Source organism: Pantoea sp. X-Soil-MYKO-1785 (assembly GCF_059730675.1).
Genome location: NZ_AP036000.1, coordinates 3,230,126 through 3,255,013, shown reverse-complemented (window position 1 = coordinate 3,255,013; position 24,888 = coordinate 3,230,126). Strand labels below are relative to the sequence as shown.

The 24,888-nt window shown below is 56.0% G+C and carries 18 protein-coding genes, 1 tRNA gene and 2 rRNA genes; 5 read left to right on the top strand and 16 right to left on the bottom strand.

From position 1 onward, the window contains the following. Nucleotides 1-27: 27 nt before the first annotated feature. From AC6I8D_RS15400 to AC6I8D_RS15385, 4 genes are all read left to right on the top strand, one after another. A tRNA-Ala gene (locus AC6I8D_RS15400) sits at nucleotides 28-103 on the top strand. Between the two features lie 211 nt (nucleotides 104-314). Beyond that, a 23S ribosomal RNA gene (locus tag AC6I8D_RS15395) occupies nucleotides 315-3,220 on the top strand. Between the two features lie 131 nt (nucleotides 3,221-3,351). Next, nucleotides 3,352-3,467 (top strand): 5S ribosomal RNA (gene rrf / locus AC6I8D_RS15390). 267 nt (nucleotides 3,468-3,734) lie between these two features. After that, nucleotides 3,735-5,024: an MFS family transporter gene (locus tag AC6I8D_RS15385; protein ID WP_312759126.1), complete on the top strand. Its 1,290-nt coding sequence runs from the start codon at nucleotides 3,735-3,737 to the stop codon at nucleotides 5,022-5,024. A 22-nt stretch (nucleotides 5,025-5,046) separates the two neighbouring features. Here AC6I8D_RS15385 and AC6I8D_RS15380 read toward each other — a convergent pair whose 3' ends face one another. The 5 genes from AC6I8D_RS15380 to trxC form a co-directional block, all read right to left on the bottom strand. Further along, the gene (locus AC6I8D_RS15380) at nucleotides 5,047-5,364 is read right to left on the bottom strand and encodes a YfiM family lipoprotein (RefSeq protein ID WP_312057548.1); all 318 of its coding nucleotides are present in this window, start codon (nucleotides 5,362-5,364) and stop codon (nucleotides 5,047-5,049) included. Between the two features lie 26 nt (nucleotides 5,365-5,390). Further along, nucleotides 5,391-6,746 (bottom strand): CDP-diacylglycerol--serine O-phosphatidyltransferase, encoded by a 1,356-nt coding sequence (gene pssA / locus AC6I8D_RS15375; protein ID WP_312759143.1) that lies wholly within the window; start codon nucleotides 6,744-6,746, stop codon nucleotides 5,391-5,393. A gap of 117 nt (nucleotides 6,747-6,863) precedes the next feature. Continuing rightward, nucleotides 6,864-9,521: a bifunctional acetate--CoA ligase family protein/GNAT family N-acetyltransferase gene (locus AC6I8D_RS15370; RefSeq protein WP_497820431.1), complete on the bottom strand. Its 2,658-nt coding sequence runs from the start codon at nucleotides 9,519-9,521 to the stop codon at nucleotides 6,864-6,866. Nucleotides 9,522-9,658: 137 nt separating this feature from the next. After that, nucleotides 9,659-10,336, bottom strand: a complete 678-nt coding sequence (locus AC6I8D_RS15365; protein ID WP_497820430.1) for a tRNA-uridine aminocarboxypropyltransferase — start codon at nucleotides 10,334-10,336, stop codon at nucleotides 9,659-9,661. An 81-nt stretch (nucleotides 10,337-10,417) separates the two neighbouring features. Then, a complete protein-coding gene (gene trxC, locus AC6I8D_RS15360; protein ID WP_497820429.1) occupies nucleotides 10,418-10,837 on the bottom strand; it encodes a thioredoxin TrxC in 420 nt (139 codons plus the stop codon). Nucleotides 10,838-10,995: 158 nt separating this feature from the next. On the opposite strand from trxC, the gene AC6I8D_RS15355 reads away from it, so the two are divergent. Continuing rightward, on the top strand, nucleotides 10,996-12,177 hold the full coding sequence (locus tag AC6I8D_RS15355; RefSeq protein ID WP_312759120.1) for a tRNA/rRNA methyltransferase: 1,182 nt from the start codon (nucleotides 10,996-10,998) through the stop codon (nucleotides 12,175-12,177). A gap of 36 nt (nucleotides 12,178-12,213) precedes the next feature. On the opposite strand, the gene emrB is transcribed toward AC6I8D_RS15355, so the two are convergent. From emrB to AC6I8D_RS15300, 11 genes are all read right to left on the bottom strand, one after another. Beyond that, a complete protein-coding gene (gene emrB, locus AC6I8D_RS15350; RefSeq protein ID WP_312057558.1) occupies nucleotides 12,214-13,749 on the bottom strand; it encodes a multidrug efflux MFS transporter permease subunit EmrB in 1,536 nt (511 codons plus the stop codon). Nucleotides 13,750-13,765: 16 nt separating this feature from the next. Further along, complete coding sequence (gene emrA / locus AC6I8D_RS15345; RefSeq protein ID WP_312055195.1) at nucleotides 13,766-14,938, bottom strand: multidrug efflux MFS transporter periplasmic adaptor subunit EmrA; 1,173 nt, start codon at nucleotides 14,936-14,938, stop codon at nucleotides 13,766-13,768. A 150-nt stretch (nucleotides 14,939-15,088) separates the two neighbouring features. Further along, nucleotides 15,089-15,619 (bottom strand): transcriptional repressor MprA, encoded by a 531-nt coding sequence (gene mprA, locus AC6I8D_RS15340; protein WP_031376453.1) that lies wholly within the window; start codon nucleotides 15,617-15,619, stop codon nucleotides 15,089-15,091. 306 nt (nucleotides 15,620-15,925) lie between these two features. Continuing rightward, nucleotides 15,926-17,113, bottom strand: coding sequence for an MFS transporter (locus tag AC6I8D_RS15335; protein ID WP_312759116.1), 1,188 nt, complete (start codon nucleotides 17,111-17,113; stop codon nucleotides 15,926-15,928). Between the two features lie 146 nt (nucleotides 17,114-17,259). Beyond that, on the bottom strand, nucleotides 17,260-18,258 hold the full coding sequence (gene proX, locus AC6I8D_RS15330; protein ID WP_312055193.1) for a glycine betaine/L-proline ABC transporter substrate-binding protein ProX: 999 nt from the start codon (nucleotides 18,256-18,258) through the stop codon (nucleotides 17,260-17,262). Nucleotides 18,259-18,319: 61 nt separating this feature from the next. Next, nucleotides 18,320-19,414, bottom strand: coding sequence for a glycine betaine/L-proline ABC transporter permease ProW (proW, locus tag AC6I8D_RS15325; protein ID WP_312055192.1), 1,095 nt, complete (start codon nucleotides 19,412-19,414; stop codon nucleotides 18,320-18,322). Beyond that, nucleotides 19,411-20,607, bottom strand: coding sequence for a glycine betaine/L-proline ABC transporter ATP-binding protein ProV (gene proV / locus AC6I8D_RS15320; protein WP_312055191.1), 1,197 nt, complete (start codon nucleotides 20,605-20,607; stop codon nucleotides 19,411-19,413). Before proV ends, proW begins: the two co-directional genes overlap by 4 nt. A 496-nt stretch (nucleotides 20,608-21,103) precedes the next feature. Continuing rightward, the gene (nrdF, locus tag AC6I8D_RS15315) at nucleotides 21,104-22,063 is read right to left on the bottom strand and encodes a class 1b ribonucleoside-diphosphate reductase subunit beta (protein WP_046288156.1); all 960 of its coding nucleotides are present in this window, start codon (nucleotides 22,061-22,063) and stop codon (nucleotides 21,104-21,106) included. A gap of 8 nt (nucleotides 22,064-22,071) precedes the next feature. Then, on the bottom strand, nucleotides 22,072-24,210 hold the full coding sequence (gene nrdE, locus AC6I8D_RS15310; RefSeq protein WP_497820428.1) for a class 1b ribonucleoside-diphosphate reductase subunit alpha: 2,139 nt from the start codon (nucleotides 24,208-24,210) through the stop codon (nucleotides 22,072-22,074). Further along, the gene (gene nrdI, locus AC6I8D_RS15305) at nucleotides 24,180-24,593 is read right to left on the bottom strand and encodes a class Ib ribonucleoside-diphosphate reductase assembly flavoprotein NrdI (RefSeq protein WP_497820427.1); all 414 of its coding nucleotides are present in this window, start codon (nucleotides 24,591-24,593) and stop codon (nucleotides 24,180-24,182) included. Before nrdI ends, nrdE begins: the two co-directional genes overlap by 31 nt. Nucleotides 24,594-24,597: 4 nt before the next feature. Further along, nucleotides 24,598-24,840 carry a redoxin NrdH gene (locus tag AC6I8D_RS15300; protein ID WP_069729696.1) on the bottom strand — a complete coding sequence of 81 codons (243 nt, stop codon included), beginning with the start codon at nucleotides 24,838-24,840 and terminating at the stop codon, nucleotides 24,598-24,600. Nucleotides 24,841-24,888 lie beyond the last annotated feature (48 nt).

Sequence of the window (24,888 nt, the reverse complement as noted above, 5' to 3'; positions counted from 1 at the left end):
TAGTAGTGGTCTCTGCAGTAACTGTATGGGGCTATAGCTCAGCTGGGAGAGCGCCTGCCTTGCACGCAGGAGGTCAGCGGTTCGATCCCGCTTAGCTCCACCATACCGCTTTACTGTTTTTTCTGAAAAAATACTTCAGAGCGTACCGGCAACGGTGTGCTGCGAAGTATTATGCTCTTTAACAATCCGGAACAAGCTGAAAATTGAAACGACGCAGCGCGTTATTCCTCCGTAATAGGGAATAACAAGGCGATGCGTTCGAGTCTCTCAAATGCTTGCAACACGCAGCGTTGAAAAACGCCTGTGGGTTGTGAGGTTAAGCGACTAAGCGTACACGGTGGATGCCCTGGCAGTCAGAGGCGATGAAGGACGTGCTAATCTGCGTAAAGCGACGGTAAGGTGATATGAACCGCTACAGCCGTCGATGTCCGAATGGGGAAACCCGGTGCACTCAGTGCATCATTGCAGCATGAATACATAGTGCTGCAAGGCGAACCGGGGGAACTGAAACATCTAAGTACCCCGAGGAAAAGAAATCAACCGAGATTCCCCCAGTAGCGGCGAGCGAACGGGGAGCAGCCCAGAGCCTGAATCAGCTTGTGTGTTAGTGGAAGCGTCTGGAAAGTCGCAGGGTACAGGGTGATACTCCCGTACACAAAAACACACAGGCTGTGAGCTCGATGAGTAAGGCGGGACACGTGGTATCCTGTCTGAATATGGGGGGACCATCCTCCAAGGCTAAATACTCCTGACTGACCGATAGTGAACCAGTACCGTGAGGGAAAGGCGAAAAGAACCCCGGCGAGGGGAGTGAAACAGAACCTGAAACCGTGTACGTACAAGCAGTGGGAGCCTTCTTTATGGGGGTGACTGCGTACCTTTTGTATAATGGGTCAGCGACTTATATTCTGTAGCAAGGTTAACCGTATAGGGGAGCCGCAGGGAAACCGAGTCTTAACTGGGCGTTAAGTTGCAGGGTATAGACCCGAAACCCGGTGATCTAGCCATGGGCAGGTTGAAGGTTGGGTAACACTAACTGGAGGACCGAACCGACTAATGTTGAAAAATTAGCGGATGACCTGTGGCTGGGGGTGAAAGGCCAATCAAACCGGGAGATAGCTGGTTCTCCCCGAAAGCTATTTAGGTAGCGCCTCGTGAACTCATCTTCGGGGGTAGAGCACTGTTTCGGCTAGGGGGCCATCCCGGCTTACCAACCCGATGCAAACTGCGAATACCGAAGAATGTTATCACGGGAGACACACGGCGGGTGCTAACGTCCGTCGTGAAGAGGGAAACAACCCAGACCGCCAGCTAAGGTCCCAAAGTCATGGTTAAGTGGGAAACGATGTGGGAAGGCACAGACAGCCAGGATGTTGGCTTAGAAGCAGCCATCATTTAAAGAAAGCGTAATAGCTCACTGGTCGAGTCGGCCTGCGCGGAAGATGTAACGGGGCTAAACCATGCACCGAAGCTGCGGCAGCGACACTATGTGTTGTTGGGTAGGGGAGCGTTCTGTAAGCCGTCGAAGGTGGCCTGTGAGGGCTGCTGGAGGTATCAGAAGTGCGAATGCTGACATAAGTAACGATAAAGCGGGTGAAAAGCCCGCTCGCCGGAAGACCAAGGGTTCCTGTTCAACGTTAATCGGAGCAGGGTGAGTCGACCCCTAAGGCGAGGCCGAAAGGCGTAGTCGATGGGAAACAGGTTAATATTCCTGTACTTGGTGTTACTGCGAAGGGGGGACGGAGAAGGCTATATCGGCCGGGCGACGGTTGTCCCGGTTTAAGCGTGTAGGTGTGTGTTCCAGGCAAATCCGGTTCACTTTACACTGAGGCGTGACGACGAGGCACTACGGTGCTGAAGTGATAAATGCCCTGCTTCCAGGAAAAGCCTCTAAGCATCAGGTAACACAAAATCGTACCCCAAACCGACACAGGTGGTCAGGTAGAGAATACCAAGGCGCTTGAGAGAACTCGGGTGAAGGAACTAGGCAAAATGGTGCCGTAACTTCGGGAGAAGGCACGCTGGCGCGTAGGTGGAGGGACCTGCTCCCCGAGCCGAAGCCAGTCGAAGATACCAGCTGGCTGCAACTGTTTATTAAAAACACAGCACTGTGCAAACACGAAAGTGGACGTATACGGTGTGACGCCTGCCCGGTGCCGGAAGGTTAATTGATGGGGTTATCCGCAAGGAGAAGCTCTTGATCGAAGCCCCGGTAAACGGCGGCCGTAACTATAACGGTCCTAAGGTAGCGAAATTCCTTGTCGGGTAAGTTCCGACCTGCACGAATGGCGTAATGATGGCCAGGCTGTCTCCACCCGAGACTCAGTGAAATTGAACTCGCTGTGAAGATGCAGTGTACCCGCGGCAAGACGGAAAGACCCCGTGAACCTTTACTACAGCTTGACACTGAACATTGAGCCTTGATGTGTAGGATAGGTGGGAGGCTTTGAAGCGCAGACGCCAGTCTGCGTGGAGCCAACCTTGAAATACCACCCTTTAATGTTTGATGTTCTAACGTGGCCCCGTGATCCGGGGTGCGGACAGTGTCTGGTGGGTAGTTTGACTGGGGCGGTCTCCTCCTAAAGCGTAACGGAGGAGCACGAAGGTCAGCTAATCACGGTCGGACATCGTGAGGTTAGTGCAATGGCATAAGCTGGCTTGACTGCGAGAGTGACGGCTCGAGCAGGTGCGAAAGCAGGTCATAGTGATCCGGTGGTTCTGAATGGAAGGGCCATCGCTCAACGGATAAAAGGTACTCCGGGGATAACAGGCTGATACCGCCCAAGAGTTCATATCGACGGCGGTGTTTGGCACCTCGATGTCGGCTCATCACATCCTGGGGCTGAAGTAGGTCCCAAGGGTACGGCTGTTCGCCGTTTAAAGTGGTACGCGAGCTGGGTTTAGAACGTCGTGAGACAGTTCGGTCCCTATCTGCCGTGGGCGCTGGAGAATTGAGGGGGGTTGCTCCTAGTACGAGAGGACCGGAGTGAACGCACCACTGGTGTTCGGGTTGTCATGCCAATGGCATTGCCCGGTAGCTAAGTGCGGAAAAGATAAGTGCTGAAAGCATCTAAGCACGAAACTTGCCCCGAGATGAGTTCTCCCTGACCCTTTAAGGGTCCTGAAGGGACGTTGAAGACGACGACGTTGATAGGCCGGGTGTGTAAGCGCAGCGATGCGTTGAGCTAACCGGTACTAATGACCCGTGAGGCTTAACCTTACAACGCCAGAGGCGTTTTTGAGGGACAGATTTTCAGCTTGTTACCGGATAAAAATTAGCGGGAACGAAGGATTCTGCGGCATGGCAGCACGGCCATGACGTAAAAGATTCGTTCCGTGCACCAAGATTTGCCTGGCGGCTGTAGCGCGGTGGTCCCACCTGACCCCATGCCGAACTCAGAAGTGAAACGCCGTAGCGCCGATGGTAGTGTGGGGTCTCCCCATGCGAGAGTAGGGAACTGCCAGGCATCAAACAAGTGAAGAAGCCCCGCACGGAAGTGCGGGGCTTTTTTACGTCCGCAGATCGCTGATTTTCACCCCGAATACCCATTCTGATACCACCTTTTTCAGGCAAAACTGGGGCAGGCAGCCCCGAACAACCCGCTGATTTTGCTGCAATTAGCGAGGTGGCTCACATTTATAATCTCAGAATAGACCGCCTTTACCTTCGGTGGGCTTAAATGCTTTACTCACTTCTTTAAATGCTGTTGATCAGCAAGGAACAGAGGCAAGGCATGACTCCTATAAATAATAAAGATCAGACAGACGATACGAAAAAGCGCATCTGGGCTATCGTTGGCGCGTCATCGGGTAACCTGGTCGAGTGGTTCGACTTCTACGTCTACTCATTCTTTTCACTCTATTTTGCCCACATCTTCTTCCCGCAGGGCGATACCACCACGCAGCTATTACAAACGGCTGGCGTCTTTGCGGCCGGATTCCTGATGCGTCCTATTGGCGGCTGGTTGTTTGGTTATATCGGTGACAAGCACGGGCGCAAGAGCTCGATGCTGATCTCAGTGTGCATGATGTGTTTCGGATCGCTGGTGATCGCCTGTTTACCCGGCTATGACGCCATTGGCATCGCGGCACCGATCATTCTGCTGCTGGCGCGAATGTTCCAGGGATTATCCGTTGGCGGTGAATATGGCACCAGCGCGACTTACATGAGCGAAGTGGCGCTGGAAGGACGCAAAGGTTTTTATGCCTCATTTCAGTATGTCACCTTAATCGGCGGTCAGCTGGCCGCAGTGCTGACGGTAGTGGTGCTGCAGTTTGTGCTGAGCGATGCAGAGCTGCGCAGCTGGGGCTGGCGCATTCCATTTTTCCTCGGTGCTTTGCTGGCCGTGGTGGCGCTGTGGTTACGTCGCTCACTGGAAGAAACCTCAGACCAAAGCAGCCGTCAGCACCGCGATGCGGGCAGCGTGATAGGCCTGTTACGCAATCATACCCGCCCGTTCCTGATGGTGCTGGGCTTCACCGCTGGCGGATCGCTGAGCTTCTATACCTTTACCACCTATATGCAAAAGTATCTGGTCAACACTTCGGGAATGGATCCTAAGACTGCCAGCGGCCTGATGACCGGCGCGCTGCTGGTCTTCATGTTGCTGCAGCCGGCTATTGGTGCGCTGTCTGACAAAATTGGCCGTCGCACTTCAATGATGATTTTTGGTGCCGGTGCCGCTATTTGTACCGTGCCTGTTCTGACCTTGCTGCAAAGTGTCCAGAGTCCGGGTGTCGCGTTCCTGTTAATCATGCTGGCGCTGCTGATCACCAGTTTCTACACCGCCATCAGCGGCATTTTGAAAGCGGAAATGTTTCCTCCTCAGGTGCGGGCATTAGGCGTAGGGCTCTCTTATGCGGTAGCAAATGCCATCTTTGGCGGATCGGCGGAGTATGTGGCGTTATTGATGAAGCAGCAGGGGATTGAGACCACCTTCTTCTGGTATGTCTCCGCCATGGGCGCAGTGGCCTTTGTGGTGTCGTTGTTGCTGCACAAGCGGGGAAAAGGAATCAGCTTGTAACCGGCTCACTGGCTGAAACGGCTCACTGGCTGAGGTTCCATAAGGCGATGCCGCTGGCGGTACCGGCGGCATCCCAGGCAAAATCTTTCCAGCTCCAGCCGCTCCCTGATGGGCGGCTGTCATACCACTCTTTTCCCGCCCCGAGACTAAGCGAAAGCATAATCCCCAGCGTATGACTCTGACGGGTGGAGAGATGCTGACGCTGACCGTATTCAGTGCCCGCTGCGGCCAGAGCAGCAGAGGCAACAAAGTGTTGCGTTTTATCCCGCCCGGTCCACCGATCGTCTGCCATATGAGCACACCCACTACACAACAGCACAGCAAACAACAAAATTCGCATAGCGGATGCCTCGTCGGCGACGACGATTAAAGAATACGGCTGATTAACCGGTCGATGCGGATCCGGCGCAGACGACGTATCAACTTACGGACTTTAGCCGGGTAATCGGCAATGCTCTCCAGCTCGCGGAAATGCTTCACCACCGTGGTGTGCTGACGAATCAGCGTCAGCTCTTTTTCGCGTTGATCCGCCAGCTGTTGTAGTGGATCGTGGATCAACACCGCATTTTCCAGATCGAGCCGCCAGGCGCGCGGATTAAGGTTATTGCCGGTAATCAGCTGCCATTCGTCATCCACCCACATTCCCTTAAGGTGATAGCTGTTATCACCATCTTTCCATAACCGCACCACCAGCTGATCGTTAGTAACGTAGTACTGTAATCGGCTCATGAAGCGACGCAGGTTGATTTCATACAGATAGGGCAGCGCGCCAATAATTTTAAACGGCTGATCCGGGGCGATATAGAAGTCGTTGGCGGTCTTATCACCGACAATGATCTCAACCTGCTTACCCTGCCGCAGCAGATGGATAATATTGCGTACCAGTAAGGCTGGCAGGTTAAAGTAAGGCGTACAGATAGTCAGTTTCTGCTCGGCACAGGGCATCAGGTGGAAGATCGTTTTATTGAGCAGGCTATGCTTGCCCAGGCCGACCAGCGGCGTCACCGCCAGCTCTTCATTGCTGGCATTGCCCTCAAACTGATAGTTGAAGCCGCGTAAATCCTGTCGAAACTGACGCGTTTCATTTTTGATTTCCGGACTGGAAGGGCGCTCGGCAAAATCGAGCCGGTTGACGGCCTCAGCCTGCTTCAGGTTGAGGTTAATCCATGCATACATGGTGTCAGCCAGCTGCGGGTTGCGGATAATCTGGTAGCGGTCATAACGATATTTATCATGCTGATGCAGATAAACATCATTGATGCTGGCACCGCTGTAGAGCAGTTCGTCATCAATGATGAAACCCTTCAGGTGCAGCACGCCCAGCGCTTCACGCGTATTGACCGGAATGCCATACACCGGGATGGCAATATCAGCGTGTTGGGTCGCCAGATCACAATACCAGTCGGCATTGGTCAGGCCGCGCGCCGCGCCAATACGCCCACGCTGCGCCCGATGCCAGTCGACCAGGATAGAGATATCCAGCGCTGGCCGGGCCTGTTTTGCCGCATACAGGGCGTTCATCACCGCCCGACCCGCATCGTCGTTTTCAAGGTAAAGTGCAGCGATGCAAATACGGGACTGCGCTGCCGCGATTTTCTCCAGCAGCGTCTGACGAAATTCAGCAGGCGAGTAAAGCGTCGACACATCCGCAACGGATTGTGACAGTTTCGGCAACTGTGCGAGGTGTTGTTGGTGTTTATTACGTTTAAATTTAGACAACATCACAGTGCACTTCTTCTCTGTTCATTGCATGGCCTTTTGCCATTAAATCAGGGTCATAACGACAAATAATAACATCAACTGTCGCGATCCGGGCGTTTTTTACCTTTCTCTACAAGGTTAGCTTAACGCATCCTGCAGCGACAGTTTGAGGCTGACAATACCGTCATCCAGTTGAATATCAACATCAAAGTTGAGCTTGCGCGCCAGGGTAATCATGCCGCGATTATGCGGCATAGTGATACCGTTCAATTGTTGCAAGCCGTGATGCCGGGTGTAGCGGATCATCTTTTCCAGCAACCGTCGGCCCATGCCGAGGCCTTTGAGATCGGAGCGCACCAGCACCGAAAACTCGGCGTCAATATTGTCAGCATCGGAGATGGCACGCGTCACACCAATGATCTCCGATCGTCCCTGCTGCTGACGCACCGCCACAATCGCCATCTCACGGTCGTAATCGATTTGCGTCATATTGGCAAGGTCCTCATGGGTAAACTCGCTGATTTCACTGAAGTAACGGTAATAGAGATCTTCTTTGGTCACCTGGCTGATAAAGTCGCGCAGCAGCGGTTCATCTTCGGGCAGGATAGGGCGGAACAGGCAGCTTTGCCCATCCTTGAGCTGAACCTGCTCCTCAAGATGTTGCGGGTAGGGGCGTATTGCCAGGCGCGCTTCGTTATCGCCATGGAACGGTGCCAGCGTCAGGGTGACATCCAGCAGCGTAAAGTCGTTGCCCGCCGCCAGCAGCGGATGAATATCCAGCCGCTGAATCTCCGGGCAGTCAACCACCAGGTTGGAAACCTGCACCAATAGCTGGCTGAGGCCGGCAATATCCAGTGGATTCAGCGCGCTGCGGCTGCGAATTTTGCCGCTCTTGATTGCCTGAATCACCAGATAGCGCGCCAGGGTCATATTCAGCGGCGGCAGCGCAACGGCGGCTTGTTTATCGGCCTGCCACTCCACGCCGCCTTCGCCCAGCATAATGATCGGGCCGAATAGCGCATCCTGTTCTACCACCACCCGCAGTTCCTGAGCACCGGCACGGTTCGCCATACTTTGCACCAGCAGGCCTTCAATCCGCGCCTGCGGTAGCGTCTGCCTGACCCGATCAAAAATGGCTTCGGCCGCATGCGCTACCTCGCTGGCATTGCGCAGGTAGAGCATCACGCCCTGCACATCTGATTTATGCGCGATGTCCGGCGAGCGCAGCTTCAGCGCCACCGGATAGCCAATCTGATCGGCGATGGCTACCGCTGCGGCGCTGTCGCTGGCGATCCAGGTCGGCAGCGTTGCCAGCCCGTAGGCCTGCAGTACCGGCTGGACTTCGTGGGTATCGAGCGCCGTAATGCCGCGGTCGAGCGCCTGCGATAGCAGCTGGTGGGCATGGGCGCTGTCCTGGGTCAGGCTGGCCGGCAGGGCTGGGGTTTCACGCAGTTGCTTCTGGTTGCGTCGATATTCGACCTGATGCATAAATGCCGTCACGGTGCCTTCGGGCGTGCGCCAGGTCGGGATCCCGGCCTGGGTAAACGCACGACGCGCCGCCTGGGAGGAAAATTCGCCGCTCCAGTTAGTCAGCAGGGTGATTTGTTTGCCGCGCGGATGAGCAGCAATGGCGGCAATCAGACGCTCGGCGGTTTCAGTGGCGGGTGCCACCGCGCTCGGCGCATGAATAATCATCAGCGCATCCAGCTCATGACTGTCGAGCAGGCACTTCACGCAGGCCACGTAACGATCCGGCGTGGCATCATCCTTCAAATCCAGCGGGTTGCCGTGACCGGCACCGGCTGGCAGCAGGGTTTCCAGCTGTTGACGCATCTCATCGCTGAGCTGGGCCAGTTTACCGTTACGCGCGTACAGTTCATCCAGCGCCAGCGCGGCGGGTGCAGCACCGTTACTGATGATCATTAATCGCTCACCACGCAGCGGCCGCATGTGGCTCAGCGACTCGACGGCGGAGAACAGTTCATGAGTATCCTGCACCCGCAGCAGGCCAGCACGCTGAATGGCGGCATCCCAGGCCGCATCCAGCCCGCTGTGGCTGCCGAGCAGCGCCTGTGCCTGACGGCTGCGGCCGCTCTTGATCACCAGGATCGGTTTATTGCGTGATGCGCTACGCGAGGCGGAAACAAAGCGCCGGGCATCGCTGAGATGTTCGAGATAGAGCAGGATGGCGCTGGTTTTACCGTCGCGCGCCAGAAAGTCGAGCAGGTCATCGACATCGGTGTCAAGACTGTCGCCCAGCGCGATAAACCAGGAAAAGCCCAGCTTACGCTGTTGCGCCCAGTCAAGAATGGTGTTGGAGACGGCGGCGGATTGTGAAATGAACGCAATGCGGCCTTTGGCAATCGGCACCGGCGAGAAGCTGGCGTTTAATCCCTGCCACGGTGCCAGCAGCCCGAGGCTGTTCGGCCCCAGCAGCCGGATCTGCCACTGGCTGGCGCAGGCCTGCAGCTCTTCCCGCTGACTGGCGGGAGCGGAGAGAATAATGCAGGCTTTGCAGCCTTTTTCACCCAGCTGCTGCAGCAGTGTCAGATTACGTTTTGAATGGGTGCAGATGATCGCCAGGTCCGGCGCGAACGGTAAACTGTCGATATCAGGCCAGGCCAGCACGCCGCTGACGGCTTTGTATTTTGGCGTCACCGGCAATACCGGGCCGCTAAAACCACCGGCCAGCAGATTGCGCATCATAAAGTAACCGGCACGTCCCGGCGTTACCGAGGCGCCGATTACCGCAATTGATTTGGGTCTTAACAGCGCTTCCAGTCCGCGTTGGCTCATCTCGCCCTCCAGAGATCGGGATTTGCGTGATTGTAAACGTTTTTTCCCGTCAGTGCTTTCGGGCAGATCGCAGGCTGAGCATCAGGATCACTATGAGGGATCGATTAACCGATCGGCCCGCTGACTGACTGCATCGCTTACGCGGAGGGTGCGTGATGCGGCTTGCCCGCCAGATAGGCGGCGCGGAACTGTTCAAAATGGCGCGATAAAGCCCGAGCTGCCTGACTGTCGCCCGCCTGCTCCAGCAGTGCCGCCGCCACTTCAGCGGTACAGTGCTGGCCAACGCCGTGCGCCTCGCGCAGCGTATAGCGCGACGGGGCGGTGACCGTCAGCGACATCACCGGTAAGGCGTCGAGCCACGGACTTTTGCGGAACATTTTGCGCGCTTCGGTCCAGGTGCCGTCCAGCATGATAAACAGCGGCGGTTTACCGCTCAAAGGCGGCGCGGTCAGCACTTCGCGATCGGCGTCGGCATAGGCGGCCGGGAACACCACCAGCGGCTGGTAATCAGGATTGCGTACCGCGTCGAGCAGCAGCGGATCCGGCTCGGTGCGCGACCAGCCAAACGCCTGGGTATCGGGCAGGATATCGGCAATCAGGCGGCCGGTATTACTCGGCTTCATCGGCTCGGTATCAAACATTACCAGGCAAAAGCGGCTGCGCGCCGTTTGCGGCACGATATCACTGCACAGACAGTTCTTCTCAGGCAGCAGACAGCCCTGGCAGCGTAACACGCGATTGCCGCGCGCAAGGAAAGGGCGGGTGGCACGGGCGAGGCGTTGGGTGCGCAAGCGCAAAACAGCATTATCAGACATGAGTATTCAGGGCAGGAAAAACCACAGTGTAATCGAAGCGCCGCCGAAAAGGAAAAGGCCAGCAGCGCTGGCCTTAGCGGATTACAGTGACTCGTCCAGCCACTCGTTGAACGGCGCTTTGGGCATCGCGCCATTCAGCATGTCAACCATCTCACCGTTCTTAAACAGCATAATGGTCGGGATGCTGCGAATGCGAAAACGGCTGCTGAGTGCCGGTTCGGCCTCGGTATTCACTTTAATAAAGCGCACCTTACCGCTGCGTTCGCTGGCAACCTCTTTAAATACCGGCGCAAAGTTGACGCACGGACCACACCACGGCGCCCAGAAGTCGACGACCACCGGCAAATCATCCTGCAGAAACTTATCTAAGGTGGCGGCAGTCGCGCTCACCACTTCGCCATCAAATAATCCATTTCCACAGCGACCACATTTTGCGCCTTCGGCAAGCCGTTCTTCCGGAACGCGATTGGTTGCCTGGCAGGAAGCGCATACCGTATTCATAGAAACCTCTGATATTGGAATGTGTCATTCTGGTAATATTGTCCATTATGAAAGGGGGCGAATGCCCTCTCAATCTGGATCGCTCTATAGGTTCAATAGTTGATAGCTAAGCGCCAGCACATCAGGTAATCTGCGCGCTCTCAATGCAGGAGGAACATATGAACGACGAATTTAAAGGCAAAAGCGGCAAGGTCAAAGTGATGTACGTGCGTGGCGAGGATGATAGCAGCGCGCGTGCGCCAAATCCTCGTACCGGCAAAGGTGGCCGTCCCGCTGCCCGTCAGGATGATAATCGTCGTTCTTCTGGCCCCCGCACTGAACGTAATGAAGAGGGCGGACGCTCTGCTGGCCGTCGTAACGATGACGGTGCCCGCAGCGGTTCTGCCCGTCGCGACGAAGGCGGTCGTGGTGCGCCACGCCGTAGCGGTGAAGGTGCAGGCCGCCGTAACGAGCGCGCCGATGATAATCGCGGCGCTTACAGCAACAGCGACTCGCCGTGGCGTACCGTTTCGCGCGCGCCGTCAGAGCGTCCGGCTGCGACCGAAAGTGATAAGCCCGATCACGGTGGCATCAGCGGTAAGAGCTTTGTCGATCCCGAGCAGATCCGTCGTCAGCGTATGGAAGAGACGCGCGTCTATGGCGAGAACGCCTGTCAGGCACTGTTCCAGAGCCGTCCGGAAGCGATTGTGCGCGCCTGGTTTATTCAGGAAGTGACACCGCGTTTCCGCGAAGCGCTGCGCTGGCTGGCGGCGAACCGCAAAGCTTACCACGTGGTCGAAGATGCGGAGATCACTAAAGCCTCTGGCACTGAGCATCACGGCGGCGTCTGCTTCCTGATCAAAAAACGTATGGGTATGGCCGTGTCAGAATGGCTGAGCCAGGCGAGCGCCAAAGATTGCGTGCTGGCGCTGGAAGACGTCAGCAACCCGCACAACCTCGGTGCAATCATGCGTAGCTGCGCGCATTTCGGTGTGAAAGGTCTGCTGGTCAACGATGCCTCACTGCTGGAATCGGGTGCCGCGGTGCGAACTGCTGAAGGCGGCGCGGAACACGTGCAGGCTATCAGCGGCGCGACCTTCGGTGAAGGTCTCGAAGCGTTCCGTAAAGCCGGTTACACCATCGTTACCACCTCCAGCCATCAGGGTACGCCGCTGGCGAAAGCGGAACTGCCGGCCAAAATGGTGCTGGTGCTGGGTCAGGAACGTGAAGGTCTGTCTGACAGCGCCTTCCAGCAGGGTGACATGAGCGTGTCGATTGGCGGCACCGGCAACGTTGAAAGCCTCAACGTTTCGGTAGCAACCGGCGTGCTGCTCGCCGAATGGTGGCGTCAGAACGCATAAAAAAACGGGCCGAAAGGCCCGTTTTGCTGTCTGAGGTTAGTGCGCGCCACCGCCGCCGCCGCCGGCACCAAACGGCGGACGGGCAAACCAAATCAGTATCAGCAGGATCAGGAACACCCCCGCCGACGCCCAGAAAATCTCATTTGCCGAGATAATCAACCCCTGATTGGTTATCTGCTGGGCGATATACGCTGACGCCTGCTGCTGCGTCATTCCCATACTTTCCAGCTGGCTGTACATCTGTTGTGAATTAACGTTGTACGGCGTAATCGACTCGGTCAGATAGCTATGATGCATCGACTCGCGATTGGTCCACATGGTGGTGGTGATCGAGGTACCAATCGAGCCGGCCAGCGTACGCACAAAGTTCGACAGGCTGGATGCCGCCGCCAGTCGCTCCGGGGCTAAGCCTGACAGCGTAATGGTGGTCAGTGGCATAAAGAAGCAGGCGACCGCAAAGCCCTGAATAAACTGCGGCCATGCCGATGCGCCAAAATCCATCCCCGGTTCAAAGGTGTAAGCGCGCCAGTAGAAGCAGACGGCATACATAATGAAGCTGAAGGTGACCAGCCGCCGCATATCGAGTTTATGGGCGAAACGACCAATAATCGGCGACAGGATCACCGGCAAAATCCCCACCGGTGCCGAGGCCAGTCCCGCCCAGGTGGCGGTGTAGCCGTAGACCTCCTGCAGCAGCTGCGGCAACAGTACGATCGAGCCGAAGTAGAGCATGTACGCCAGACTGATCGATAAGCAGCCGATGGTGAAGTTTCGCGACTTAAACAGCGACAGATCGACAATCGGGTGGTCGTCGGTCAGCTCCCACACCAGCAGCACTGCCAGCGCAATCACCGCCACCACCGCCAGAACGATGATCTCGGTTGAACTGAACCAGTCCAGCTCCTTACCGCGGTCCAGCATCACCTGCAGGCAGCCAATCCCGACCACCAGCAACACCAGTCCGACCATATCGATCGGACGGATTTCAGTTTTGGTTTCCCGGCCACGCAGGGTTTGCAGCGTCAGCATCACCACCACTGCGCCAATCGGCACGTTGATGAAGAAGATCCAGCCCCAGTGATAGTTATCACTGATCCAGCCACCGAGTATCGGGCCGCAGATCGGGGCCACAATCACCGTCATCGCCCACAGCGACAGAGCGATACTGCGCTTGGCCGGCGGATAGTTGCTCAGCAGCAGACTTTGCGACAGCGGGATCAGCGGACCGGCAACGATCCCCTGCAGCACGCGGAAGAAAATCAGCATCTCAAGGCTTTCTGACATGCCGCACGCCCACGAGGCGATAGCAAACAGAATGGTAGCCCAGGTGAACAACTTCACTTCACCGATGCGTTTTGCCAGCCAGCCGGTAATCGGGATCGAAATGGCGTTGGCGACGCCAAACGAGGTGATGACCCAGGTGCCCTGCGAGTTCGAGGCACCGAGGTTACCGGCGATAGTGGGGATGGCGACGTTGGCGATGGTCGAGTCCAGTACCTGCATGAACGTCGCCAGCGACAGCGCAATGGTCATTAAGACCAGCGGCATCCCTTCAAGCGGTTTTTGTGCCATTACAGCCTCCGCGTCATCATCCGGCGTTGGCGCGGACGATATCGGTGATCAGCTGATTGACCGGCGCAAGGTCAATCGCCAGCGCATTGCTGCTGTAAGCCGCCTGCTGACGCACGCTGGTCGCCAGGGTGCTGCCCTCGGTGTTGGTGGTATCGATTTTCACCAGCGTCGACAGACCAATACGCAGCGGATGCTGCTCGATATCCTGCGGGTTAAGCTCGATACGAACCGGCAGACGCTGAACCACTTTGATCCAGTTACCGGTGGCGTTCTGGGCAGGCAGCAGGGAGAACGCGCTGCCGGTGCCCATATCTAACCCGACCACTTTGCCGTGATAAACCACGTCGTCGCCGTAGATATCAGCCACCACCGTAGCCGGTTGGCCGATGCGCACGCCCGCCAGCTGGGTCTCTTTGAAGTTGGCGTCGATCCACAGATTGGTCGCCGGCACCACCGCCAGCAGCGGTGTGCTGGGGGAGATTTGCGAACCGACCTGCACGCTACGGCGTGAGACAAAACCGTCCATCGGGCTGCGGATCTCAGTACGCTGCAGCGCCAGCCAGGCGTCACGCAGTTCAGCGGCGCTCTGTTTAACCGCTGGCTGGTTTTCCAGCGAGGTATTGAGGATCATCGCCTGATTGGCGTTGTATTGCTGTACCGCCACGTCCAGCTCAGCTTTGGCAGAAGCCACGGCATCACGGGCGTGCTGTAACTCTTCACGGCCAATCAGATTCGAGGCACCTAGCGGCTCACGGCGTTTCAGATCCGCTTCTGCCTGAGCCAGCGCCGTCTGACGTAAGGTGATAGTGGCCTGATACTGCTTCGCGTTAATCATCAGCTGATGCGTCTGACGTACGCTGGTGGCCAGTGCGGTCTGTGCTTTTTCAAACGCCTGTTCCGCATCGGTTTTATCCAGCGAAACCAGCACATCGCCTTTTTTAACGAAGTCGGTATCTTCAAACCAGACTTTGTTCACGCTACCGGAAACCTGTGCCATCACCTGAACCTGGTTACCCGCAACGTAAGCGTCATCGGTCTCCTGAAAATGGCGCAGCACCAGGAACCAGTAGACGCCCCAGGCAATTCCAATCAGCACAAAGATCAGCGCCAGCACGATGAGCACACTTTTGCGCTTCTTCTTTTTGTTAGCTGACGGTTGCGGGCTTTGTGCTTCTGCCGTTGCACTCATGTCATTCTCCACGTTTTCCATTTAGTCGGGATGCAGAAATCCATTCCCGCAAGCGCCCGAGTCGAAAAAGCCAGCGACTGAGCGCTGGCCGGATAAAAAAGGAAAGTAAAATAACGGTTTCGACAGGTGATTGTGTCGCACTTCTTGCTATTAGCGGGACAGCGAGGCGATCAATTGATCTTCGTCCATTTTATCGAGGCGGTTAAGTAACTTACGGGTGATACCTTCCAGCTGGGACTTCTCATCGACCGACAGTGACGACCAGAGATATTGCAGGCTCTGATGCTGTGGCGGCAGCAGCTGACGTAAGAACTCATTGCCTTTTTCGGTCAGGTGCAGGTGCAGACAGCGACGATCATGATCGCTTTCACGGCGCTCGATCCAGCCGCGTTTTTCCAGCTCATCAGCAATACGCGTGGCGTTGGTCCGTGATGATCCCAGGGCGGAGCTCAGCTCTGACGGCTGAATACTCTGGTTCTCCTGTGCATCCAGCGTAATCAATGCCATGAACAGGGTTTCGTTGATTCCCTGTGCCTTCAGCATCTTGTTGCGGTTGTCCAGCAGTTTACCCTGCATGTGCATACAGAGACGCGTAAGGATAATTTCCTGTAACGGAAAATCCTTATGGCGATTGGCACGGATGTTTAGCATCTGCTCAATGGGAGTAAACGAACTTTCCATTAAAAAAAACCTCACTAATTGCAACTTGTATAATAACTATGGTGACAGATTAAGCGTAGTCACATTTTCGGCAGGTGAGTAGAACCAGGGTCACGCTGCCACCATCTGGCGATTCCAGGCCAATCCGTGGCCCTGGGTTAAAAACCCGTACGCCCGGCAACAGCGAATGCGCCGGGACGTGATCAATAAAAGGTGTCGAATTTAATAATTTCGCGAGGAAAAATAACTGAAGTGAATAGGTTTATCACTAACCATAACAAACCTAACCATATGTGACCAGACTCAATCAGCTGTCCGGCCTGCGCTTCAGCGCATTTTCGCTTGCTCATACCGCTGTCCGTTAAACCAAATCAACAGGTTAATCAGCGTCAGGACAGCGCCTGCGCTACACACACCGTACCAGCCGGACAGATGGTAGGCGGTGGCGGAAAGCAGCGAACCCGCTGCGCCGCCAATAAAATAACTGGTCATGTAGCCGGCATTCAGGCGGTTACGCGCGTCCGGCATCTGGGCATAAATCACACTTTGATTGGTGATATGGACCGCCTGCACCGCCAGATCCAGCAACAGAATGCCGATAATCAGTGCCGTAAGAGAGTGGGCACCGAAGGCAATCGCGATCCATGACAGCAGCATAATCAGCAAGCCGATGCGGGTAGTGAGCTTCGCCTTACCTTTATCTGCCAGCGAACCCGCCTGACGCGCCGCCAGCGCGCCGGCGGCACCTACCAGTCCCAGCAGACCAATTTCGCCCTCTGAAAAATGATAAGGCGCGGCTGAAAGCAAAAAGGCCATCGAGGTCCAGAGCAGGCTGAAGTTGGCAAACGAGAGGCAGCCGGTCCAGGCGCGGGTACGGATCACCCGATTGCTGGCGTAGAGCCTGAAAATTGACGCCAGCAGCTGGCGATAGCTCATCGTCACCGACACGCTGATGCGCGGCAGGAAGTGCCACAGCGCCAGCGCCATCACCGCCATCAACAGGCTGGCGGTCCAGTAGACCGTGCGCCAGCCGCCAAGTTGTGCCAGCCCGCCGGCGACGGTTCGCGCCAGCAGGATACCCAGCAGCAGGCCGCTCATCACCGTGCCGACAATTTTGCCGCGCCGCTCCGGCTCAGCCAGCGTCGCGGCCAGCGGCACCAGAATTTGCGCCGCCACCGAAAACAGACCGGTCATCAGCGTACCGAGCAGTAAAAACAGGAAAGAGCGGGAGAGGGCGATGATCACCATACCCGCTGCAGCCAGCAGGATCATGGTCACGATCAGGCTGCGCCGTTCGAATCGGTCACCGAGCGGCACCAGCAGCAGTAATCCGCAGGCATAGCCCAGTTGCGCGGTGGTAACGATAAAACCGGCGAGGCTGACTGAGAGATCGAACTGGTGAGCAATGGTACTGAGCAAGGGCTGAACGTAGTAATTGCTGGCAACGGACAGCCCGGTGGCTACCGACATCAACATTACTAAAGCAGGCGTCAGACCCTGACGGGAAGCATTCATAAACAACAACGGCAGCTAATAATCATAAGAGGTTAATAATAACTCAAAAAACTATTTCACACGCATCTTTATTAACAGGCCATACCAGTGTGTTTAACAGAAACAAAAAAGGGCGGAAAGATCCGCCCTGCAGGAAACCAGAAAACTTACTGCGCAGCCGCCTGAGCGTCGCTAACCCATTTATCGAATTCAGCCTGGTGTGCTTTGATCCAGCCATCGACGTGACCGTTAATCGCCTCTTCTGACGACTGGCCGGCATGCATCGCGGCGTTTTCAGCGTTGATATCCGCCAGCGGCAGCTTCATTTCAGCGAACAGTCTGGCCGCCGCCGGGTTTTTCTCAGCCCAGGCTTTGTTGGCCACAATGTGCATGGTATTCACCGGGAAGCCGTAGTTCGCGCCGTTTGGCAGTTTGGTATCGACATTTTTCTGCTCGCCCGGCATTGAGGAGAACGGCACCTGCAGCCAGGTGACATCGCGACCCGGCTTCATCACATCGCTGACCCAGTAAGGTGTCCAGGTGTAATAAAGGATAGGTTTAGCCTGCTTAAAGCGGGTAATGGTGTCAGCAATCATGGCGGAATAGTTACCCTGATTGTGTTCAACGGTTTTACTCAGGCCAAACGCCTCGATCTGATGATTAATCACCGCTTCACAGCCCCAGCCAGGGGTGCAACCGGTCAGATCCGCTTTGCCGTCACCGTTGGTATCAAACAGCGCAGCGATTTTTGGATCCTTTAACTGCTCAATATTGGTGATGTGATACTGCTCAGCGGTTTTTTTATCAATCAGATAACCCTGGGCGGCACCGGTGACGTAAGTGCCCTGACGGTAGAACTTCGCATCGCCGCCGGCGGCTTTGTACATATCATCGTGCAGCGGCTGCCAGTTGGTGGCGATAAAGGTCGCATCGCCAGCAGCGATGGTGGTGTAGCCGACGTTGTAATCCACTTCGCTCGGTTTTTCGACCTGATAACCGAGCTTTTCCAGCGCCCGGCTAACAATCAGGGTCTGAAAAGTCTCTTCAGAAATGGTGCTCTGAATCGGTTTCACCGTAATCCCTTTGCCGGGCAGATCGGCTGCAGAAACCTGTGAAACGGCAAAGGTGGCTAACACGGCGGCCAGCAGAGGAGCTGTCTTGCGCATAGTAATTCCTTATTTTTTCGATTGTAGCGGAGCGGGCGACACGCGGGTGCCGCCCGAAAACTCATTTCTTACGAAACGGGGAGAGGATCAGACCAATCGGGCCGCTGTGGTACCAGTGACGGTTGCCACGGCTGCGGTTATCGCGGCCAAAGGATTGGGTCAGACGGTCGAGAATGATGGCGAGGATCACGATGCCGACGCCGCCGACCGTTGCCAGTCCCATATCGAGACGGCCAATGCCGCGCAGTACCATCTGGCCGAGTCCGCCGACGGCAATCATCGAGGCAATGACCACCATCGACAGCGCCAGCATCAGCGTCTGGTTAACGCCAGCCATAATGGTCGGCATCGCCAGCGGCAACTGCACTTTAAACAGCAGCTGGCGCGGACTGGCACCGAACGATTCGCTCGCTTCGATCAGGTCAGCGGGCACCTGCTTAATCCCAAGAATGGTCAGGCGAACAATCGGCGGCAGGGCGAAGATAATCGTCACCACTACGCCAGGCACGTTGCCGATACCAAACAGCATCACGATCGGCACCAGATAGACGAAGGCGGGCGTGGTCTGCATCGCATCCAGCAGTGGTCGGATAATACGCGCGGCGCGCTGACTGCGGGCCAGCCAGATCCCCAGCGGCAGACCGATCAGAATACAGAACAGCAGCGCGGTAAGGACCAGCGCCAGCGTCACCATCGCCTGCGACCAGGCACCAATCGCGCCAATCAGCACCAGCGAAATCAGCGTGGCAATTCCCATCGCCGGGCTGGCGATCTGCCAGGCGATCAGCGCGAAGACCAGAATGGCAACCGGCGCGGGCATGCCCAGCAGCAGTTGCTGAAAGGCACTGAGAATGTAATCGACCGGCACCCGAATACCCTGGAACAGCGGCCGGAAATGATTCACCACCCAGTCGATACCGTCAGTCACCCAGTGATCGAGCGGAATCCAGGTTTTGTGAAACGGGTCCAGAATATTGAAGTGTTCAGGCTGGGCCGCCGGTGCGCTGTGCAGCCAGTCACTGCTGGCCGCATCCGGTGTTGTGCTGCCATCCGGCGTGCCCCAGGCATCGGTGCCGCCGCTGCTGGCGGGCGCGCTCTGGCTGCTGGTGGAGGCGGCACTGCCGCTTTCCCATGGATTGCTGGTGTCCTGACTCATGGCTGGGCTCCTTCACGATCTAATGCGCGCAACAGTGTGCTTTTGGAAATGATACCGACGTACTGATTCTCCTCACCGACCACCGGCACCGCGCAGGGGGCCTGGGCAACGTGAGAAAGTAAATCGTTCAGTGAGGTATCGGCGGGAACCGCAGCCGGTGCGTCGAGCAGCGCGCTGTCTATCCCTTCGCCGGCTGCCAGCGCGGCTTTCAGCGAATCGGTGGAGACGACGCCGATGAATTTCTGCTTTTCCAGCACGTAGCCGTAATCGCGATCTTCATCCTGCAGCAGTTTGATGGCGGAGCGTGGACCGAAACCGGCCGCCTTACGGATTAGCGCGCCGGCGCTGCGACGGGCGATATCTTTGGCGCTGAAGACGTGGCTGATATCCACCCCACGGAAGAAGGTGCGCACATAGTCATTGGCCGGATTATTCAGGATTTCATCCGGGGTACCAACCTGGACTACTTCGCCGCCCTGCATAATGGCAATCCGATCGCCAATACGCATTGCTTCATCCAGATCGTGGGAAATAAAGACGATGGTACGCTGTTGCCGCGCCTGTAATTTGACCAGCTCATCCTGCATCTCGGTACGAATCAACGGATCCAGCGCAGAGAAGGCTTCATCCATTAATAATATATCGGGATTAATCGCCAGCGCGCGGGCTAATCCGACGCGCTGACGCATGCCGCCGGAAAGTTCATCCGGGTAGGCGTGGGCATAATTCTCCAGCCCGACCTGACGTAACGCGTCTAATGCTTTTTCCTGCCGTTCGGCCAGCGGTACTCCGGCTAATTCCATGCCGAACGCACTATTATTCAGTACATTCATGTGCGGCATTAACGCAAATGACTGGAATACCATACTGATTTTATTTCTGCGCACCTCGCGCAGTTCGCTGTCGGATATTTTTGCAATATCGACACCGTCAATAATCACCTGGCCACGTGTTGGCTCTATCAGACGATTGAGAAGGCGAACCATGGTCGATTTTCCTGAACCGGATAACCCCATGATGACGAATATCTCGCCTTCTTCAATGGCCAGACTGGCGTTCTTAACCCCGAGAGAGAGACCGGTCTTCTCAAGGATCACATCTTTGGTTGCCCCCTTTTCAATATATTTAAATGCGCGGTCCGGATTATCGCCAAATATCTTATAGAGATTTTTTACTTCGAGTTTAATTGCCATGCAGAAATTAAATCCTGGTTGTAATATTAATCTGTCTGTCCCACTGAAATTTGAGCAGGCCATACCGTAGCACACTGAGATCATCTGACAACCCTGCAGGCCGATATTGGCGCGCTGTCAGGCCGTTCAAAGCCGATTATCGCCAGTGCTCACAAGGGATCAGCGCAGATTAATTTTTTATGAATTGAACGCGAAATTATTGGCATTTCGGCCGCTTTGCCACGGCAAAGACGGAAAATGGGCGCTCGTAAACGGCAAATATTGCCAGAATAAAGGTGACCGATAGTAGGAAATAATCGTCTCAGTCATCAACTTTTTGCAGCAGAATAATCGCCGATGAAAAGCCGATATTATGCCAGTCTCAGTGTTGGTGAAAAAGGCCAATTACGGCAAGGCGGCGTGGAGTGAATACGCAGGGGTAAAACCGCAGCGGGCGGGCCGGGAAGGGGAATGAAAAGGGCAGTACCGGGCGCGGCATGGTCGCACCCGGCAGGGATCAGAAGTTCCAGTCTTCGTCTTCGGTTTCGACCGCTTTTCCCATCACATAGGAGGAGCCGGAACCGGAGAAGAAATCGTGGTTTTCGTCGGCATTTGGCGAGAGCGCCGACAGAATGGCCGGATTCACCGCCGTCAGCTCGGCCGGGAACAGCGCCTCATAACCCAGATTCATCAGGGCCTTGTTGGCGTTGTAGTGTAAAAAGGTTTTCACCTCTTCAACCCAGCCGACATCGGCATACAGCGCTTCGGTGTAGGCGACTTCGTTCTCATACAGCGCCAGCAGCAGGTCGTAAGCGAACTGTTGCAGCTCTTCGCGGCGCAGATCATCCGCCGTTTCCAGCGCTTTCTGGAACTTATAACCGATGTAGTAGCCGTGTACCGCCTCATCACGAATAATCAGACGGATCAGATCGGCGGTGTTGGTCAGCTTACCGCGGCTTGACCAGTACATCGGCAGCCAGAAGCCGGAGTAGAACAGGAACGACTCAAGGAACACGCTGGCAATCTTCTTCTTCAGCGGGTCATCGGCCCGGTAATGCTCAAGAATGATGCGCGCTTTATTTTGCAGCGGCGCATTCTCTTCGCTCCACTGATAGGCCGCATCAACATCCTGCGTGTTACACAGCGTCGAGAAGATCGAACTGTAGGAACGGGCATGGACCGCCTCCATAAAGCTGATGTTCGACAGCACCGCCTCTTCGTGTGGCGTCAGCGCATCATCCATCAGGCCCGGCGCACCAATCACATTCTGAATGGTATCGAGCAACGTCAGGCCGGTGAAAACCCGGATAGTCAGCTGCTGTTGCTGAGCATCCAGCGTCTGCCAGGCGGGCAGATCGTTGGAGAGCGGCACCTTTTCCGGTAGCCAGAAGTTGCTGGTCAGGCGGTTCCAGACCTCAAGATCTTTATCATCCTGAATCCGGTTCCAGTTAATCGCTTGAATTTGTTTTAGTTGCATAGTTTTTATCACAGCGCGCAGGAGACGCAGCCCTGAACCTCTGTGCCTTGTAGCGCCATCTGGCGCAGTCGGATGTAATAGAGTGTTTTGATGCCTTTTTTCCACGCGTAAATCTGCGCTTTGTTGATGTCACGGGTGGTGACGTCATCGCGGAAGAACAGCGTCAGCGACAGGCCCTGATCGACGTGCTGCGTGGCTTCGGCGTAGGTATCAATAATCGCTTCCGGCCCAATCTGATACGCATCCTGATAGAGATCGAGATTGTCATTGGTCATAAACGGCGCGGGATAATAGACGCGACCGGTTTTGCCCTCTTTGCGGATCTCAATGCGTGACACGATCGGATGAATGCTGGAGGTGGCGTGGTTGATGTACGAGATCGAACCGGTCGGCGGAATCGCCTGCAGGTTCTGATTAAACAGACCGTGCTGCATTACCGCCTCACGCAGCGCCTGCCAGTCCGCCTGGGTTGGCAGCGTAATACCGGCATCAGCAAACAGTTGCGCCACCCGTTCGGTGCGCGGACGCCATGCCTGCTGAAGGTATTTATCGAAATAGCGGCCGCTGGCGTACTGCGAATCAGCAAAGCCGTCAAAACTCTGCTGCCGTTCCCGCGCCAGCTGGTTCGAGGTGCGCAGCGCATAGTAGGTGATGCAATAGAAGTAGAGATTGGTGAAGTCCAGCGCTTCCGGTGAACCGTAGGCCATGCCTTCGCGCGCCAGATAGCCGTGCAGGTTCATCTGACCGAGGCCAATCGCATGTGAGCGGCGGTTGCCTTCGGCCACGGACGGCACCGAGCCGATCTCGCTCATCATGGAGACGGCGGTGAGGGCGCGGACCGCCACATCGACGGTACGTGCCAGGTCACGCGAATCCATGGCGTGGGCAATATTCAGCGAACCGAGATTACAGGAGATATCTTTGCCGACCCGGCGATAGCTGAGATCGTCAAAATATTCGCTGGCGCTGTTTACCTGCAGAATTTCGGAGCACAGGTTACTCATATTGATGCGGCCGGCGATCGGGTTACTGCGGTTCACGCTGTCTTCAAACATGATGTAGGGATAGCCCGACTCGAACTGGATTTCGGCCAGCGTCTGAAAGAAGTCGCGCGGCTGAATATAGGTTTTGCGGATGCGATCATCCGTCAGCATCTCGTGATACTTTTCGCTGATGCTAATGTCGCCAAACGCCTGGCCGTAGATACGCTCCACGTCATAGGGTGAGAACAGCGCCATCGGCTGGTTCTCTTTCGCCAGCTGGAAGGTGATATCGGGGATCACCACGCCGAGCGACAGGGTTTTAATGCGGATCTTCTCATCGGCATTTTCACGTTTGGTGTCGAGGAAGCGGAAAATATCGGGATGGTGTGCGTTGAGCCACACCGCGCCCGCGCCCTGGCGTGCACCGAGCTGATTGGCGTAGGAGAAGGCATCTTCCAGCATTTTCATCACCGGGATCACCCCCGATGACTGGTTTTCGATGCGTTTGATCGGTGCGCCTGATTCGCGCAGGTTCGACAGCAGGAAAGCGACGCCGCCGCCGCGCTTCGACAGCTGTAGCGCCGAGTTCACCGCACGGCCAATCGACTCCATATTGTCTTCAATACGCAGCAGGAAGCAGGAGACCAGCTCGCCGCGCTGCTGCTTGCCGCAGTTAAGGAAGGTCGGTGTAGCGGGCTGGAAGCGGCCGCTGAGCATCTCTTCCAGCAGTGAACGCGCCAGGTTTTCATCACCCTGCGCCAGCGTCAACGCGACCATACAGGCCCGCTGCTCAAAGCTTTCGAGGTAACGTTTGCCGTCAAAGGTTTTCAGCGTGTAGCTGGTGTAGAACTTCCAGGCACCGAGAAAGGTTTTGAATTCAAAGCCCCAATTTTCCGCCACAGCGTGCAGTTTAAGCAGGAAGTCAAAATTGTACTGGTTCAGCACCTCAGCTTCGTAATAGCCCTCCGCCACCAGATAGCGCAATCGCTCGGCGTTACTGGTGAAAGGCACGGTATTGGGCTGCACGTGCTGCAGGAAGAACTGACGCGTCGCTTCGCGATCCTTATCAAACTGAATCCGGCCATCGGCGTCGTACAGGTTGAGCATGGCGTTGAGCGCGTGGTAGTCCAGCGTCACGGTGTTGAGGGTATCTGTTGTTGCCAAAATTGGGTTACTCCCGCTTTAACTTTCGCGATATCGTCAGGCGTTCCCATCAGCTCAAAGCGGTAGAGACAGGTAACCTGACATTTTTTTGCAATGATGCTGCCGGCCAGGCAGTAACCGGCACCGAAGTTACGGTTACCGGCTGCGATCACCCCACGGATGCCGCGGCGGTTAGCTTCATCATTAAGAAACTGAATCACCTGACGTGGCACTGCGCCACGACTGCTGCCCCCGCCATAGCTCGGCACCACCAGAATGTAAGGCTGGTCGGTGTGCAGTGACTGTGTCGCATCGAGCGGGATGCGCCGGGCCGGTAAGCCGAGGCGCAGGATGAACCGGTGGGTGTTTTCCGACTGGCTGGAAAAATAGACCAGTGGGACCATCGCTTTACCCTCCAACAGCGGCGAGCTGGCGCAGCGAGGCGATTTTGTCCGGACGGAAGCCGCTCCAGTGATCGTCATCCGCCATCACCACCGGCACCTGGCGGTATCCCAGTGATTTCAGGTTGTCGATCGCCTCTGGCTGGCTATCCAGGTTGATCAGCTGATAGGCAATACCCTGGCGATCCAGCGCGTTTTTGGTGGCGTTGCACTGGACACAATTATCTTTAGTGTAAATAATAATGCGCATGATTCGTATTTCCCTCTGTATGCGGAGCGGATGCCGGGAAACGAAGCA